The sequence below is a fragment of the Marinobacter sp. bablab_jr008 genome (assembly GCF_016464145.1).
Classification (GTDB): Bacteria; Pseudomonadota; Gammaproteobacteria; order Pseudomonadales; family Oleiphilaceae; genus Marinobacter; species Marinobacter nauticus.
In genome coordinates this window covers 50,278-66,482 of record NZ_JACDWW010000092.1, presented here as the reverse complement: position 1 = coordinate 66,482, position 16,205 = coordinate 50,278, and the positions used below count along the sequence as shown (strand labels likewise).

General features: G+C 59.3%; 14 protein-coding genes. 12 read left to right on the top strand and 2 right to left on the bottom strand.

The window, feature by feature from the left end; all coding sequences use genetic code 11:
• Nucleotides 1-84: 84 nt before the first annotated feature.
• Both JIF53_RS19125 and ppa read left to right on the top strand, forming a co-directional pair.
• Entirely contained in the window at nt 85-1,224 is a 1,140-nt protein-coding gene (locus tag JIF53_RS19125; RefSeq protein ID WP_014422706.1) for an acyl-CoA dehydrogenase family protein, read from the top strand.
• Between the two features lie 97 nt (nt 1,225-1,321).
• Entirely contained in the window at nt 1,322-1,849 is a 528-nt protein-coding gene (ppa, locus tag JIF53_RS19120) for an inorganic diphosphatase (RefSeq protein ID WP_014422707.1), read from the top strand.
• Nucleotides 1,850-1,936: 87 nt separating this feature from the next.
• Here the strand turns inward: ppa and JIF53_RS19115 are convergent, their stop codons facing one another.
• Together JIF53_RS19115 and JIF53_RS19110 are read right to left on the bottom strand one after the other, a co-directional pair.
• Nucleotides 1,937-2,989: a DUF2333 family protein gene (locus tag JIF53_RS19115; protein WP_011786852.1), complete on the bottom strand. Its 1,053-nt coding sequence runs from the start codon at nt 2,987-2,989 to the stop codon at nt 1,937-1,939.
• A gap of 22 nt (nt 2,990-3,011) precedes the next feature.
• Nucleotides 3,012-5,003, bottom strand: coding sequence for an EAL domain-containing protein (locus JIF53_RS19110; RefSeq protein WP_199454095.1), 1,992 nt, complete (start codon nt 5,001-5,003; stop codon nt 3,012-3,014).
• A 213-nt stretch (nt 5,004-5,216) separates the two neighbouring features.
• Between JIF53_RS19110 and JIF53_RS19105 the strand changes: the two genes are divergently transcribed.
• The 10 genes from JIF53_RS19105 (at nt 5,217) to purD (ending at nt 16,141) form a co-directional block, all read left to right on the top strand.
• On the top strand, nt 5,217-6,830 hold the full coding sequence (locus JIF53_RS19105) for a diguanylate cyclase (RefSeq protein ID WP_141067453.1): 1,614 nt from the start codon (nt 5,217-5,219) through the stop codon (nt 6,828-6,830).
• Between the two features lie 255 nt (nt 6,831-7,085).
• On the top strand, nt 7,086-7,526 hold the full coding sequence (gene aroQ / locus JIF53_RS19100; protein WP_011786855.1) for a type II 3-dehydroquinate dehydratase: 441 nt from the start codon (nt 7,086-7,088) through the stop codon (nt 7,524-7,526).
• A 26-nt stretch (nt 7,527-7,552) separates the two neighbouring features.
• Complete coding sequence (accB, locus tag JIF53_RS19095) at nt 7,553-8,023, top strand: acetyl-CoA carboxylase biotin carboxyl carrier protein (protein WP_023011259.1); 471 nt, start codon at nt 7,553-7,555, stop codon at nt 8,021-8,023.
• A gap of 18 nt (nt 8,024-8,041) precedes the next feature.
• Nucleotides 8,042-9,388, top strand: a complete 1,347-nt coding sequence (gene accC / locus JIF53_RS19090) for an acetyl-CoA carboxylase biotin carboxylase subunit (protein ID WP_011786857.1) — start codon at nt 8,042-8,044, stop codon at nt 9,386-9,388.
• Nucleotides 9,389-9,390: 2 nt separating this feature from the next.
• Nucleotides 9,391-10,287 (top strand): 50S ribosomal protein L11 methyltransferase, encoded by an 897-nt coding sequence (prmA, locus tag JIF53_RS19085; RefSeq protein WP_022993098.1) that lies wholly within the window; start codon nt 9,391-9,393, stop codon nt 10,285-10,287.
• A gap of 73 nt (nt 10,288-10,360) precedes the next feature.
• A complete protein-coding gene (locus tag JIF53_RS19080) occupies nt 10,361-11,626 on the top strand; it encodes a DUF3426 domain-containing protein (RefSeq protein ID WP_199454049.1) in 1,266 nt (421 codons plus the stop codon).
• A 208-nt stretch (nt 11,627-11,834) separates the two neighbouring features.
• Nucleotides 11,835-12,833: a tRNA dihydrouridine synthase DusB gene (gene dusB / locus JIF53_RS19075; RefSeq protein ID WP_199454047.1), complete on the top strand. Its 999-nt coding sequence runs from the start codon at nt 11,835-11,837 to the stop codon at nt 12,831-12,833.
• Nucleotides 12,830-13,147, top strand: a complete 318-nt coding sequence (fis, locus tag JIF53_RS19070) for a DNA-binding transcriptional regulator Fis (RefSeq protein ID WP_011786861.1) — start codon at nt 12,830-12,832, stop codon at nt 13,145-13,147. Before dusB ends, fis begins: the two co-directional genes overlap by 4 nt.
• Nucleotides 13,148-13,251: 104 nt before the next feature.
• Entirely contained in the window at nt 13,252-14,832 is a 1,581-nt protein-coding gene (gene purH / locus JIF53_RS19065) for a bifunctional phosphoribosylaminoimidazolecarboxamide formyltransferase/IMP cyclohydrolase (protein WP_199454045.1), read from the top strand.
• A 22-nt stretch (nt 14,833-14,854) separates the two neighbouring features.
• The gene (gene purD / locus JIF53_RS19060; RefSeq protein ID WP_199454043.1) at nt 14,855-16,141 is read left to right on the top strand and encodes a phosphoribosylamine--glycine ligase; all 1,287 of its coding nucleotides are present in this window, start codon (nt 14,855-14,857) and stop codon (nt 16,139-16,141) included.
• Nucleotides 16,142-16,205 lie beyond the last annotated feature (64 nt).

Below are 16,205 nucleotides of genomic sequence, written 5' to 3'. Positions count from 1 at the left end.
CAAACCCAAACCAAGCGCTTGCTTGGTAACCAGGATTGCGCGACACTCACCTCATCGCAAAACAAGAACACAGGGAGCCAATCCGTGTCTGACTACTTCAACGAAACCCACGAACAGGTGCGCCAAACCGCCCGGAAATTCATCGAGACCCACGTGCGGCCCCATATTGACGACTGGGAAGAAGCCGGTGAATTCCCCCGTGAAATCTATAAACTCGCCGGCGACGCCGGACTCCTGGGCATCGGCTTCCCTGAAACTCTGGGCGGCATCGGTGAAGGCGATATCTTTATGAAAGTCGCAGTTTCCGAGGAACTGATGCGATCCACCTCTGGCGGCTTCGTGGCCAGTATCGGCTCCCTGGATATCGGCCTGCCGCCGGTGGCCAAGTGGGCCAAACAAGACATTCGCGAACAGATCGTGCCACCCGTCCTGCGCGGCGACAAAATCGCCGCCCTGGCCGTGACCGAACCCGGTGGCGGCTCCGACGTCGCCAACCTGAAAACCCGTGCCGTAAAAGACGGCGACCACTACATCGTCAACGGGAGCAAAACCTTCATCACCAGCGGCATCCGCGCCGACCATTACACCGTCGCCGTGCGCACCGGGGGCGAAGGCCACGGCGGCATCAGCCTGTTGCTGATCGACAAAGGCACACCAGGCTTCACCACCGGCAACAAACTCCGGAAAATGGGCTGGTGGGCCAGCGACACCGCCGAGCTCTTCTTCGAGGACTGCCGGGTACCCGCCGACCGCCTGATCGGCGCCGAAAACGCCGGCTTTATCGCCATCATGAGCAACTTCCTGGCTGAACGCCTGAGCCTGTCCGTCATGGCCTACATGACCGCCCAGATCGCCTACGAGGCCGCTCTGGATTACACCAGACAACGCCAGGCCTTCGGCCGCCCCGTTGCCGGCTTTCAGGTCACCCGCCACAAACTCGTTGACATGGCCACCCAGATCGACATCGCCCGGGAATACACCTACCGCTGTGCCGCACTGATGCAGGCCGGAAAAAACCCCATTAAACAGGTGGCTATGGCCAAGAACTTCGCCGTGGACGTGTGCGAAAAAGTCACCCGCGAGGCGGTACAGCTGTTTGGTGGTATGGGCTATATGCGGGAGTCAGTGGTGGAGCGGCTGTACCGGGATGCCAAGATTCTGTCCATTGGCGGCGGCACCACGGAAATCATGAAGGAGCTGATTGCCAAACAGATCAGGCTGTGACCAAGGTTTAGTTTCGAATGGCAAGAGACTTCCGTATAATTGCGCCCACTTTTTAAACGCAGTTAAACGAACCCTAACGTACCAGGAAGGATCGCACATGCAATTCGACAACATCCCCGCTGGCAAGAACCCGCCAGAAGACATCTACGTTGCCATCGAAATCCCGGCCAACAGCTCTCCGGTCAAGTACGAACTGGACAAGGACATGGGCGCCCTGCTGGTTGACCGTTTCATGGCCACTCCGATGTTCTACCCGGCCAACTACGGCTTCATCCCCCACACCCTGGCCGACGACGGCGACCCACTGGACGTCCTGGTGGTCACCCCGTACCCGGTGCAGGCTGGCTCGGTTATTCGTTGCCGCCCGGTAGGCGTACTGAACATGGAAGACGAAGCCGGTGGTGATGCCAAACTGGTGGCCGTGCCCCACGACAAGCTGACCCAGACCTACCACAACGTTCGTGAAATCGAAGACCTGCCGGAACTGCTGCGTGATCAGATCCGTCACTTCTTCGAGAACTACAAGACTCTGGAGCCCGGCAAGTGGGTGAAAGTGCAGGGCTGGGACAACGCTGCAGCCGCCAAGAAAGCTATCGAAGACGCCATCAACGCCTACAAGGGCTGATCACGCTTCGAACATAAAAAAGCCGGGCAAGTCTAACGACTGCCCGGCTTTTTTGTGCCTGAGCCAAAGCTCAGACAACGGCGCTTATCAGCCCCGCGACAACAGGTCCCGCATATCACTGATCGCAGCATTCGCCCGTGACAGATAAGCCGCCATGGTCAACGAATGGTTGGCCAGCACACCGAAACCACTGCCATTGAGAATCACCGGACTCCACATGGAAGCCTGGGTGCCCTCCAGTTCGATAATGATTTGCTTTACGCTCGCCATGGCGTTCTTGTCCTGCAACACCTTCCGGAAGTCCACTTCCACCGCCCGGAAAATATGCAGCAACGCCCAGGCACTGCCTCGCGCCTCGTAAAAGACATCATCAATTTTGGTCCACGAGGTTTTGACATCCTCGCCACCGGTCTCTTCCGCCAGAGGATCATCCGGATTCAGATTGGCCACGGCATCCGACACCGACGCCTTGCCCACGCTTTCGCTGAGCGTGCGGGACAGGCTACCCAACCGGGTTTCCAGATCCGCCAGCCAGTTGTTCAGGTTATCCGCCCGGGCAAAAAACTGGGCGTCCGCCTGGGCCGGATCGGACAGGCGATTCAGATAGCGCTTGAGCGCATTGATACCACGCCGGTACTCGTTCTCGGTCGATGGAATGGCCCAGCTTTCACTGTCAAAGTGGAACTGGGGCTCGGCAATGGTCAGATCCGGGTCTTCCGCTGACTGGCTCTGGGAACGACTGATATCCTTACGCATCGCCCGGGAAAGATCCCGCAACTGGACCAGCACGCCATATTCCCAGTTCGGCATATTGTCCATCCACAGACCGGGAGGCGCGATGTCGTTGGAAATATAACCGCCGGGCTTATCCAGCAGGGTCTCGGCAATGCGGATCATGGTGGCGGTGGTGGCAAAACCGGTCACCGGCTCCCTATCCATGGTGCTTGCCAGCGTACGGGTGTGATCACGTACAGAAAAGGTATCTGGCTCACTGCTCCAGTAGATACCCAGAACCATCGCAATCAGCAGGTAGACCACCAGCAAGGCAACCACCAACTTGCCAATAACACCGCTACCGCCGGTGTAATCCTGTACATCGTCTTTCTTGTCCCTGAAGTACTGTCTGATCTTGCCAGGCATAAGACTCCTGATCTCCTGTTGATTACGTGTCTGCGGCAAATGGTCTGCCAAGATGGTAGCCCATGGCGCCGTCAATACCCAGTCTACAGAGTACCGAGTATTCCGCCGCGGTTTCTACTCCCGTAGCGTACACCTTCACCCCCCGACTATGGGCAATACCCACAACCGACTCCAGCCAGAACCGGTTTTCATCATGACGGTCCAGGTTGTGGATGAAGCTGTGATCAATCCGAACGGCCCTGAACGGCAGCCGCTTGAGATAACTGAATGGCACGCCGCCCACGCCGAACCGGTCAACCAGCACCGGTACACCAAGCCGCGACAACTCTCTTACCAGAGAGCTGACGGCTTTGCGGTGATGCTGAATGGTCACTTCGGCAATACCGACCCACAAGCGCCCGGCTGTGCGCCCGGCCCGGGTAACCATGGTCAGCAGATCGTCACGGAAGCTATCAGACGCGATCGAATTACTACCCAGTGATACCGCCAGCCGTCGCTCCGGGTGGCGTTCAAGACACTCCAGCGCCCGGGTAAGCAGCATACGGTCGATATCGCTCACCAGCCCCAATCGCTCGGCCATGGGTACAAACAAACCGGCTTTCAGCGGCCCTTCTGCAGACTCAATACGGGAGAACACCTGATAATGGACCAGTGTCTGCCCCTCACCATGCACCATGGGCTGGAGCCAGAGAGACAGCTTATCTTCCCGAATCGCCTGGGTAATGATCGTGCGCCAGGTCTCCATATTGTGATGGCTCTCAACACCGGAATCGGGTAGCACCAGGCTGCAGGAGTCCCCCCTTTGCTGGGCTGCCCTGAGAGCTTCATCGGCGGCGGCCAACAAGACCCTGATGCCATCACCGGGTCTGGCCACCGCCAGGCCAGCATGAACATGAGCGTCCATCGGGGCGGAGAGGTCAGAGTAGATGCCATCCAGCTCCCGCACCAGCTGCTCGGCCCAGATTCGCACGTCCGCTGCGGAGGCACCGGGCACAAACACCGCAAATTCTGCACCGGTTCTGCGCCCGGCAAAGGATTCGGCATGTCGGGCGACAAACGCCCGGATGCCACCGGCCACCTGGCGCAACAACCGGTCCCCCTCGTCCCGGCCATAGGCCAGGTTATAATCTGCAAAATAGGCCAGCTGCAGCATGATCAGAACGCCAGGCGCCGATTTCTCTTCCGATTCCACTTCCACCTTCATGCGCTGGTCAAAGGCACTGCGGCTTGCCAATCCCGTCACCGGATCTTCATTGTTCACACGCCGCAAATGCTGAATAAGCTTGCCTTGCCCCTCGAACAACTGGCCCAGATCATCCGCCATCTGGTTCATAGCCTCTGTCACCCGGTTCAGCTCCCGGGTGGAGCGAATACTCACTCGCTTCCGGAAATCCCGCAGGCCAAGCGCCCGGGCCTGGGCCTCGACCTCTTTCAAGGGCCTCAAAGTCCTCCGGAGTAACAGAAACAGCCCCAGCAAGCCACCAGTGGCGATCACCAGGGCGGATAGCAGCAGCCCCAGGGAAATATGCCAGAGGTCGTCGTAGGCCCGCCCGGGATGACTCACCACCCGCACCTTGCCCAACCGGCTCCAGCCCCTGACCACCTCCGCTTCCGCCACCGGCAAGGGCAATGCCGCCAGGGAAACAAACCACTCTGGCGCGCGGTTAGCCTGCAGCGGCATGCGCCGACCGGCAATCATCTCGCCATCGTGCCCCAGATACTCAACAGCCAGGTAACGACCACTGTCGAATACCGCATCAATCAGTGACGCCGAGGCCACCGGATCAGAACCGTCAATGGCATTGGACAGCGAAAGTCCGGTTGCGGTGGCACCATCGCGGGCGTGAGCTGACAGTTGATCGGCAACATAGTCCCGGAAATAGCCATAGCTGGTCACGAACGCAACCACCAGCGTGAGCGTCAGCAGAGTGCCAGCGAATAGCAACAGCAAGGTCTGCAAGGTAATTTCCCCTCGCTGCCTGCGGTTATAAAAGTTGTCGAGCATCCCTGCCATCACATCGGGGCTCCATCAGAGAAACGAGTATCAGGTTAGCTGTGACCCGGGCCGCAGAGTTGACAAACATTTACATAGCGCAACCTACGCCCACAACATTAAACACTATAGACTCTACACAAGGACCATAAAGCCTCTGTATAACTCATAAATGGCAAAAATTCGCGCAGACGGATATCGCGATCAACAATTGGACAGACAGGCCGGAGCACCATGAACGACGAGAGCCAGAAAGAGAAACTCAGGCAGCATTTCGCCCGCCGTGTCACCACCCAGGCCCGGGTGGTGCTTGATACCTGGCAGAAAATCCGCGACGACCGCAGTCAGGCGCCAGCCCACCGGGACGATCTGATTGCCGCAGCCGACAAACTCGTTCGTTATGCCCGGCGTTTCGAAATGGACAGCCACGCGGCTGCCGGCGAGCTGATCCTGTCCCTGTTGACCGACTGGCATCAGGACACCCCCCTGGACGATGCCAAAGCCAAGGCACTGGAAGATGCCACCGAGAATCTGCGCCTGTCCACCCAGCGCCGCACCGACCAGGACACCTCCAGCGCCCCCCAGCAGTATCGTCGCACGCCAGTTTATATCGCCCTGTCGAACGAAGAGATGGCCTCACGACTGATCCGGCAACTGGAATTTTTCGGTTTTCGCGCTTCCGCCTTCAGTGCATCAGCAGACCTGATTGAGGCCTGTGCGCTCAGCAAACCGGAAACCATCCTGATGGATGTAAGCTTCGGCGGCAGAGATAATGACGGCATTGCGACCGTGGAACAGTTACAGGAGCAACACGACACTCCGATCCCCATCATTTTCGTCAGCGACGAGGACGGCAGCATCGAAACCCGGCTGCGCGCCTCCCGCTGCGGCGGGGAGGAGTTCTTCTACCCGGCGGTGGACCCCGGCCAACTGATAGAAAAGATCGAAACCTATACCCACGGCAACACTGTCGAGCCCTACAAGGTGCTGGTCCTGGACGATTCCCGGGCCCAGGCCAAATACATGGAAACGGTATTGAAAAAGGCGGGAATGACCGCTCACATCATCACCGATCCGATGCAGATCATTCATGCCCTGGAGGAGTTCTCACCAGAAATCATCATCCTGGACATGTACATGCCCGGCTGCACCGGCATGGAGATTGCCCGTGTCATCCGCCAGCAGGATCGTTTCCACAGTGTTCCCATCATTTACCTGTCGGCGGAAGAGGACGTCAGCAAACAGCTGCACGCCATGAGCCTGGGCGGTGACGACTTCCTGACCAAGCCCATCGATCCCAAGCACCTGATTGCGACCCTGCACAACCGGGGTCGGCGGGCCCGCTCACTGCTGGCACTGATGATCCGCGACAGCCTGACCGGCCTGTTCAATCACACCCACACCCTGCATCTGCTGGAGCAGGAAATCGTGCGTGCGCGCCAGAAAGATCAGCCCATGTGCTTTGCCATGATCGATATCGACTTCTTCAAGAAGGTAAACGACACCTTTGGCCACCCGATTGGCGACCGGATTCTGCGCAGCCTGTCCATGTTCCTGAAACAACGTCTGCGCAAGACCGATCATATTGGCCGCTACGGTGGAGAAGAGTTCGCCATCATCCTGCCGAACACCCGCCCGGGCGATGCCCGCAATGTCCTCAACGAAATTCGTGAGCGCTTCTCCGAGCTGACCCAGCAGGCCGGCGACCGGGAATTCAATGTCACCTTCAGTTGCGGTATTGCCGACTGGCAGGGTGAAACCGCCCAGGCCCTGTGCGAGCGCGCAGACCGCGCCCTGTATACCTCCAAGGAGCACGGCCGCAACTGCGTGACCCTGGCCGAGACCTGACCGTCCGGGCCGGGCAATCGCCCGGCCCATGAAACCAATGTCGAATACCGACATTCACCGCCATGATCAACAATGATTGTCATCAACGAAATGTCATCGCGTGACAGCAGGTTGCTGTGTAACCTTTTCAGAGCAATGGACAACCGGCAGGATTGTCAAAAAGTGTTGATCTGGGGATAACAAGCACGCACCATTGGGGTAACGTGCCGTCATCTTCGGCGATCCTGTTCAAAAACCATCAAGGCAGACAGAACCATGTCGACCATTCTTGTGCTCCACGGCCCGAACCTGAATATGCTCGGAACCCGAGAGCCCGAGGTCTATGGCCACGAGACCCTGGCCGATATAGACGACCGCCTGCGCAGCAAGGCAGCTGAGAAAGGCCATCATCTGTTACACCTGCAGTCAAACGCGGAATATGAATTGATAGAAAGAGTGCATGAAGCCAGGGCTGAAGGGGTGGATTTCATCATCATCAATCCCGCCGCCTTCACCCACACCAGCGTGGCCCTTCGGGATGCCATGCTGGCGTCGGGCATTCCCTTTATTGAAGTGCATCTTTCAAACGTGCATGCGCGGGAACCTTTCCGCCATCACTCTTATTTTTCAGATATCGCCGAAGGCGTTATCTGCGGGCTGGGCAGCCAGGGCTACGATCTCGCCCTGAAAGCGGCCCTGCAAAGAATTCACCGATAGAACACAGAAACGGGACTGGAATAGTTATGGATATTCGCAAAATCAAGAAACTCATTGAGCTCCTTGAGGAATCAGACGTCGAAGAACTGGAGATCCAGGAAGGCGACGACTCGGTTCGCATTTCCCGCCGTCGCGAGCCCGCCGCCGGTGGACATTACGTCAGCCATTACGCGGCACCAGCCCCCCAGGCCGCTGCGCCGGCTCCGGCCCCCGCGGCCGATGCCGCCCCGTCTGCGGAATCCTCGGCTCCGGCAGCCCCCTCGGGGCACGCCGTGAAATCCCCGATGGTTGGCACCTTCTACCGTGCGCCGTCCCCCACCGCCAGCTCCTTTGTTGAAGTGGGCCAGAAAGTTAACGTGGGTGACGTGATCTGTATTGTTGAAGCCATGAAGATGATGAACCAGATCGAAGCCGACAAGGCCGGTACCGTTACCGAAATCCTGGTCGAAAATGGCCAGCCGGTTGAGTTTGACCAGCCCCTGGTCGTCATTTCCTGAATTCGGTGATTGCTAACCATGGCCATGTTAGAAAAAGTTCTGATCGCAAACCGCGGTGAAATCGCCCTGCGTATTCTCCGCGCGTGCAAGGAGCTGGGCATCAAGACCGTTGCGGTACATTCCCAGGTAGACCGCGACCTGATGCACGTTCGCCTTGCCGACGAATCTGTCTGCATTGGCCCAAACAGTGCCACAGACAGCTACCTCAATATCCCGACCATCATCAGCGCCGCTGAAGTGACCGATTCGGTGGGTATCCACCCGGGTTACGGTTTCCTGGCCGAGAATGCCGACTTCGCTGAGCAGGTCGAGAAAAGCGGTTTCCGCTTTATCGGCCCCCGTGCAGAGACCATCCGCCTGATGGGTAACAAGGTGTCCGCCATCGAAGCCATGAAAAAGGCCGGCGTACCCACAGTTCCCGGCTCCGACGGCCCGCTGACGGACGACGACGAACGCACCCTCAAGCTGGCGAAGCAGATTGGCTACCCGGTGATGATCAAGGCGGCCTCTGGTGGTGGTGGCCGAGGCATGCAGGTGGTGCACTCTGAAGCCGCCCTGCTGAAAGCAGTACAGATCACCCAGAGCGAAGCCAAGAATGCCTTCGGCGATCCCACCGTGTATCTGGAGAAGTTCCTGGAAACCCCACGCCACGTGGAAGTCCAGGTTCTGGCCGACATGCACGGCAACGTCATCCATCTGGGTGACCGGGACTGCTCCATGCAGCGCCGCAACCAGAAGGTAATTGAAGAAGCACCGGCACCGAACATCAACCAGGAATCCCGCGAGCGAACGCTTAAGGCGTGCGTGGATGCCTGCAAGGAAATCGGCTACGTCGGCGCCGGCACCTTCGAATTCCTGTATCAGGACGGCGAGTTCTACTTCATTGAAATGAACACCCGGGTGCAGGTTGAGCATCCAGTCTCTGAGATGGTCACTGGTGTGGACATTGTGCGCGAGCAGCTGCGTATTGCCAGCGGTCTGCCACTGCAATACAGCCAGGACCAGATCCACATTTCCGGCCATGCCATTGAATGCCGGATCAACGCCGAAGACCCGAAAACCTTCGTGCCCAGCCCTGGCAAGATCAGTCATTTCCACGCTCCGGGCGGCAACGGCATCCGCGTGGATTCCCACCTGTACAGCGGCTACACCGTACCGCCGTACTACGATTCCCTGGTGGCCAAACTGATTACCTGGGGCGACGACCGGGAGATCGCCCGCCGGCGCATGAAGAATGCGCTGGACGAAATGCTGGTCGAGGGCATCAAGACCAACCAACCCCTGCATCGAAAACTGGTGCGCGATGGTGGCTTTAAACAGGTAGACTTCACCATCCACTACCTTGAGAAACTGATGCGGGATTAACCATGCCCTGGATACAACTCCAGATTCCAGCTGATCCGGACACTGCGGATCAGCTGGAAGATCTGTTAATGGAAATGGGCGCCGATGCCGTTTCCATGGAAGACGCCGCCGACCAGCCGCTGTACGAGCCCGACCCGGGCACCACCCCCCTCTGGAGCCAGACCACCGTCACTGGCCTGTTCCAGTCTGATCGCAATATCGAACAGTTACTGGCGGAGATTCGCGACGCCTGGCACCAGCAGACCCAACAGTCTTTGGCCGACATTGACGTTACCCTGGTGGAAGACAAGGACTGGGAGCGGGCCTGGATGGACGACTTCCACCCGCTGCAGTTCGGTGAACGCCTGTGGATTGTGCCCAGCTGGCACGAGGCGCCAGATCCGGACGCCGCCAACCTGTTGCTCGACCCCGGCCTGGCTTTCGGCACCGGCACCCACCCGACCACCGCGCTGTGCCTGGAATGGCTTGACGGCCAGGATGTCGCGGGCAAGCAAGTGACCGACTACGGTTGTGGCTCCGGCATTCTGGGCCTGGCCGCCCTGTTACTGGGGGCAGAACATGTCGTTGGCGTGGATACCGATCCCCAAGCCCTGGAAGCCAGCCGTGACAACGCCCGCCGGAATGGCGTTGAAGATAACCGCCTGGATTTGTACCTGCCCGGCAACGATCCGGACACCCGAGCCGATATCATGTTGGCCAATATCCTTGCCCAGCCGCTGATCGGCCTGGCACCGAGACTGGCCGAACTGACCAGGCCCGGCGGGGATCTGGTACTGTCCGGCATCCTGTTCAATCAGGCCCGTGACGTGATGGAAGCCTATGAGCCCTGGTTCATCATGGACGAACCGGAACAGAAAGAAGACTGGATACGCCTCACAGGACGGCGCAAGGACGGATGACGACACAGGCGTTTATGTCTAAACTGCCTCCATCGTAGTGATCGACCAGAGATCGAGCTTTCAGGAACGAAGCATGACCCAGAGCAGCCTGCAGACCCAATGCCCCAACTGTGAGACCCGTTTCCGGGTAACAGACGAACAGCTGAGCGTCGCCAGGGGCAAGGTACGCTGCGGGAACTGCATGAAGATTTTCAATGCGGTCGAACACCAGGTGATCTCTGGCAAAGATAATGCCGGGGCCCGCCCGTCGCCCTCATCATCTGGCTCTGAAACCGGAGCACCCAGGCCCGGCCGGTTCGACGATGAAGAGGAACTGATCTTTGCGGACAACCCCGAGGAAGATGCCACCGAAGGCCGCTATGCCGGCAGCAAACTGACGTTCTCAGATGATGAGCTCAGCGACAGCTTCCGCAATTTCGACGAGCCCGAGGAATCCAGCTTCAGCGACGACGACCTGACGCCGGAAAACCAGAATATCGACGAGAGCTGGGCCGAAGCCATGCTCAACGACGACGAGCCCGCGAAGCCATCGGCTCAGCCAGAATCAGCGAAGCCTCAGCGCCCTGCCCCGGCGCAGCCCGAACCGGAACAGGCATCGCTTCAGACGTCCCCTGCTGCCGAAACACGGCCGGAGCCGCTTCGCCGTGAGGACAGCGAGTCCGATGAAACAACCCTACCCGCCAAGGAGACCTCTTCAGCGGAGCCGTCCACGGAACCGGATATCACGGACCTCAGCCTGGCGGATGACGATCGCGTGGGCGACCCGATTGTCAGCCGTACCCGCAAGCAAGCGGCGCCAGACACCCTCTACCATGACCTGCGACGGGATCCTGTATCCGTCGGTAACGGCGGAAGCCGGCTCAGAACCGTATTCTGGGCACTGGCGGTGCTGTCCCTGTTGGGCGTACTCATTGCCCAGGTTACCTGGTACCAGTTTGACCGGCTTTCTGCCATCCCCCAGCTCCGACCGTTCTACGAGAAGGGCTGCGAGATTGCCGGATGCGAACTCAAACCCCTGGTGAATGTCGAGGCTATCCAGAGCCGTAAACTGGTGGTGCGTACCGACCCGGAGAACCGGGATCAACTCATTGTCGATGCCGTGATTCTCAACCGCGCCGGCTTTGAGCAGCCGTTCCCAGCGATAGCTCTGACCTTCTCCAACCTCAATGGCGATGTGGTGGCCCAAAGCACCTTTACGCCAGAAGAGTACCTGGCCGGTGAGGCCGCAGAACTTGCCAGCATGCCGGTAGAGACGCCGGTGCGGATCGCCATCCGGATACGCGACCCCGGACGGGATGCCGTCAATTACAACCTGAGCTTTCGTCCCTGGGCGCCTTGATGCGAATCAATAGCCTTCGGGCCGACAGTTGACAGCGCAAAAGTCAACCAGAAAGCGCGAAAAATAATCAATTTTTTAACGCTTTCGCCCCTTCAATCAGCTTGCCCCCGGCGGTATCATTACCGCCCTTCGGAGACCGGAGCGGTCAGAAATTGAACAACCGCTCCAGCCGAATTTTGCTTAACCCGCTGTGACACGGACTCAGATCATGCTGCCAACGGCAAAAATCGGGCCGTACACCCTGCCCAACCCGCTGATTGTTGCACCCATGGCCGGTGTAACCGATCGCCCTTTCCGGCTTTTATGCCGACGAATGGGGGCCGGGCTGGCGATATCGGAAATGGTCATAGCGGACAGCAAGCTCTGGCATACGCGTAAATCCCGGACTCGCCTGAATCACGAAGGCGAACCGGAACCCAGATCGGTCCAGATCGCCGGCGGCGACCCCGAGATGCTGGCCGATGCAGCCCGGCAAAACGCTGAATTCGGTGCTCAGATCATCGACATCAACATGGGGTGTCCGGCCAAGAAAGTCTGCAACAAGGCCGCCGGTTCGGCCCTGATGAAAGACGAGAAGCTGGTGCGGGAAATTCTGGAAGCCGTGGTGAAGGCGGTGGATGTGCCGGTGACCCTGAAAATGCGAACCGGCTGGGACAGAGACAATCGCAATGCTCCGGTCATCGCCAGGATGGCGGAAGATGCCGGCATTCAGGCTCTGGCCGTACACGGCCGTACCCGCGCAGACAAATACAACGGCGACGCGGAGTACGACACCATCGCAGAGGTCAAGGCCAGCGTTGGCATACCGGTGTTCGCCAACGGCGACATTACCACGCCGGAGAAGGCCAGGCAGGTACTCAGCCATACCGGTGCCGACGGCTTGCTGATTGGCCGGGGTGCCCAGGGCCGGCCCTGGATTTTCCGGGAGATTCTTCATTATCTGGAAACCGGAGAACACTTGCCCCAACCGCCCATGGATGAAGTAGAGCGCATTCTGGCCGGGCACCTGGAAGAACTGCACCGTTTCTACGGCGAATTGATGGGCGTGCGTATCGCCAGAAAACACGTGGGCTGGTATCTGCAGTCCCATGATGACAGCAAACAGTTCCGACAACGCTTCAACGCCATCGATGATGCGCTGGAGCAGAAAGACAGCATCGCACAGTATTTTGCAGGCTTACGAAATGGAGAGGTATTCGCAGCATGACCGCTGAGACTTTGGCAAATCAATCCCTAAGCACCCCGGCCAACGATGATCTGCATCAGTTGCACACGGTAAACCACAGCGGCAACAGCGTCACCCTGCGTGACAGCGTAGAAGTTGCCCTGAAGAACTACTTTGAGCAACTCGATGGCGCGCCGGTTACCGACGTGTACCAACTGGTACTGTCAGAAGTGGAAGCCCCGCTGCTGGAGCAGGTGATGAAATACACCCGCAACAACCAGACCAAGGCCTCCACCATGCTCGGGCTGAATCGCGGCACCCTGCGCAAGAAACTCAAGCAATACGGTCTGCTATAATCAGACCTGACCCCACAAGGGCCTCCCGGATGCGTTCGCGAGGCCCTTGTTATTTGCACCCAGGCTTACAATCCGGCTTATCTGACCAGCGAAGAAAGTGACCCATGGCAAACCAGGCAAACACCCCCGTCCGTCGCGCCCTGATCAGCGTGAGTGATAAAACCGGCATCGTCGATTTCGGCCGTGCCCTCACCGAACGCGGCGTCGAGCTGCTCTCCACCGGCGGAACCTTCCGCCTGCTCAAGGAAAACAACGTACCGGTCACCGAAGTGTCCGATTACACCGGTTTCCCGGAAATGATGGATGGCCGGGTCAAAACCCTGCACCCGAAAATCCACGGCGGCATTCTGGGCCGGCGTGGCACCGACGATGCCATCATGGCTGAGCACGGAATCAATCCCATCGACATGGTGGTGGTGAACCTGTATCCGTTCGAGGACACCGTGGCCAACCCGGACTGCGACCTGGCCACAGCCATTGAAAACATCGACATTGGCGGCCCCACCATGGTTCGTGCCGCCGCCAAGAACCACAACGATGTTGCCATTGTCGTGAACGCCTCCGACTACAACCGCGTTCTGAAAGAACTGGCGGACAACGACGGCGAGCTGACCTATGGCACCCGCTTCGACCTGGCCGTGAAGGCCTTCGAGCACACCGCCGGCTACGACGGTGCTATTGCCAACTATCTGGGCGGGCGTACCCCGGATAACGACAACGCTGACTTCCCCCGCACCTTCAATGCCCAGTTCGTGAAAGTTCAGGATATGCGCTATGGGGAAAACCCGCATCAGCGCGCTGCCTTCTACGCCGAGCGCCACCCGAAGGAAGCCTGTGTCGCCACCGCCAAACAGCTTCAGGGCAAGGAACTGAGCTACAACAACGTAGCCGACACCGATGCGGCGCTGGAGTGCGTCAAACCCTTCGCCGACCCGGCCTGCGTCATCGTCAAGCACGCCAATCCCTGTGGCGTGGCCATCGGTGCCGACATACTGCAGGCCTACGACCTGGCCTTTGCCACCGACCCGACGTCGGCCTTTGGCGGCATCATCGCCTTCAACCGTGAACTGGATGCGGCGACCGCCAAGGCCATTGTGAATCGCCAGTTCGTGGAAGTGATTATCGCCCCGAGCGTTGCGCCGGAAGCAGTCGAGATTGTTGCCGCCAAGAAGAACGTACGCCTGCTGGCCTGCGGCGAATTCGACGGTGAACGCGCCCAGACCATGGACTACAAGCGTGTGACCGGCGGCCTGCTGGTGCAGGATCGTGACCTGGGCATGGTGGCTATGGAAGACGTGAAAGTGGTCACCGAACGCCAGCCCACCGAACAGGAACTCAACGACCTGCTGTTCGCCTGGGAAGTGGCCAAGTACGTTAAATCCAACGCTATCGTCTATGCCAAAGCCGGCCGCACCATCGGCGTCGGCGCCGGCCAGATGAGCCGCGTCTACAGCGCCAAGATTGCAGGCATCAAAGCCGCCGACGAAAACCTGGAAGTGAAGGGTTCCGTCATGGCCTCGGATGCGTTCTTCCCGTTCCGTGACGGCATCGACGCCGCGGCCGAAGCCGGCATTACCGCCGTGATTCAGCCCGGCGGCTCCATGCGCGACCAGGAAGTGATCGATGCCGCCAACGAGCATGGCATCGCCATGGTCTTCACCGGCATGCGCCATTTCCGTCACTGATCAAAGAACTCAGGAGTAACACATGAACATTCTGGTTATTGGCAGTGGCGGACGTGAGCACGCCCTGGCGTGGAAAGCCGCCCAGTCACCGCAAGCGGATAAAGTGTTTGTCGCCCCGGGTAACGCCGGCACCGCCCGGGAACCGAATCTGGAAAACGTCAACCTGGACGTGATGGACCTGGACGGCCTGGCCAACTTCGCCGAGCAGAACAACGTCGGCCTGACCATCGTTGGCCCGGAAGCCCCGCTGGTGGCCGGCGTGGTGGACAAATTTGAAGCCCGCGGCCTGCGCATCTTCGGTCCCAGCGCTGGCGCCGCCCAGCTGGAAGGCTCCAAGGCCTTCACCAAGGACTTCCTGGCCCGCCAGAAGATTCCCACCGCCGACTACGCCAATTTCACCGATGTCGACGAGGCCCTCGCCTACGTGCGTGAAAAAGGCGCACCCATCGTGGTCAAAGCCGACGGCCTGGCCGCCGGTAAAGGTGTAATCGTCGCCATGACCCTGGCAGAAGCCGAAGATGCCATCCGCGACATGCTCGCAGGCAACGCCTTTGGCGATGCCGGCAGCCGCGTGGTGGTGGAAGAGTTTCTGGACGGCGAAGAAGCCTCCTTCATCGTGATGGTCGACGGCAAGAACGTACTGGCCATGGCCACGTCCCAGGACCACAAGCGCGTAGGCGACGGCGACACCGGCCCCAACACCGGTGGCATGGGAGCTTATTCTCCCGCCCCGGTGGTCACTGCCGATGTGCACCAGCGGATCATGGACGAGGTGATCTACCCCACGGTCAACGGCATGGCGGCGGAAGGCCACCCGTACAAGGGTTTCCTGTACGCCGGCCTGATGATCGATACCAGCGGTGCACCCAAGGTCATTGAGTTCAACTGCCGCTTTGGCGATCCGGAAACCCAGCCGATCATGCTGCGCATGAAGTCCGACCTGGTGGAACTGTGCCAGGCCGCCGTGGATGGCAAGCTGGACGCGTGCGATTCCGAGTGGGATGAACGCGCCTCTGTCGGCATCGTACTCGCTGCCGGTGGCTATCCCGGCAGCTACGACAAGGGCGATGCCATCTCCGGCCTGCCGGACGGCGAAACAGAAGGTGAGAAGGTCTTCCACGCCGGCACCAAACTCAACGGCGACGACGTAGTCACTGCCGGGGGCCGCGTGCTCTGCGCTACCGCTCTGGGTAACACCGTCACCGAAGCCCAGCAACGGGCCTATGAGCTGGCAAAGAAAATCAGCTGGAACGGCATGTTCTACCGCAACGACATTGCCTACCGGGCCATTGCCCGGGAGCAGAGCTGAGGCTCCGGCTCGTCGAGTAACAGCGTCAGCCCGGTCATTGACCGGGCTTTTTTATGGGTTAGTG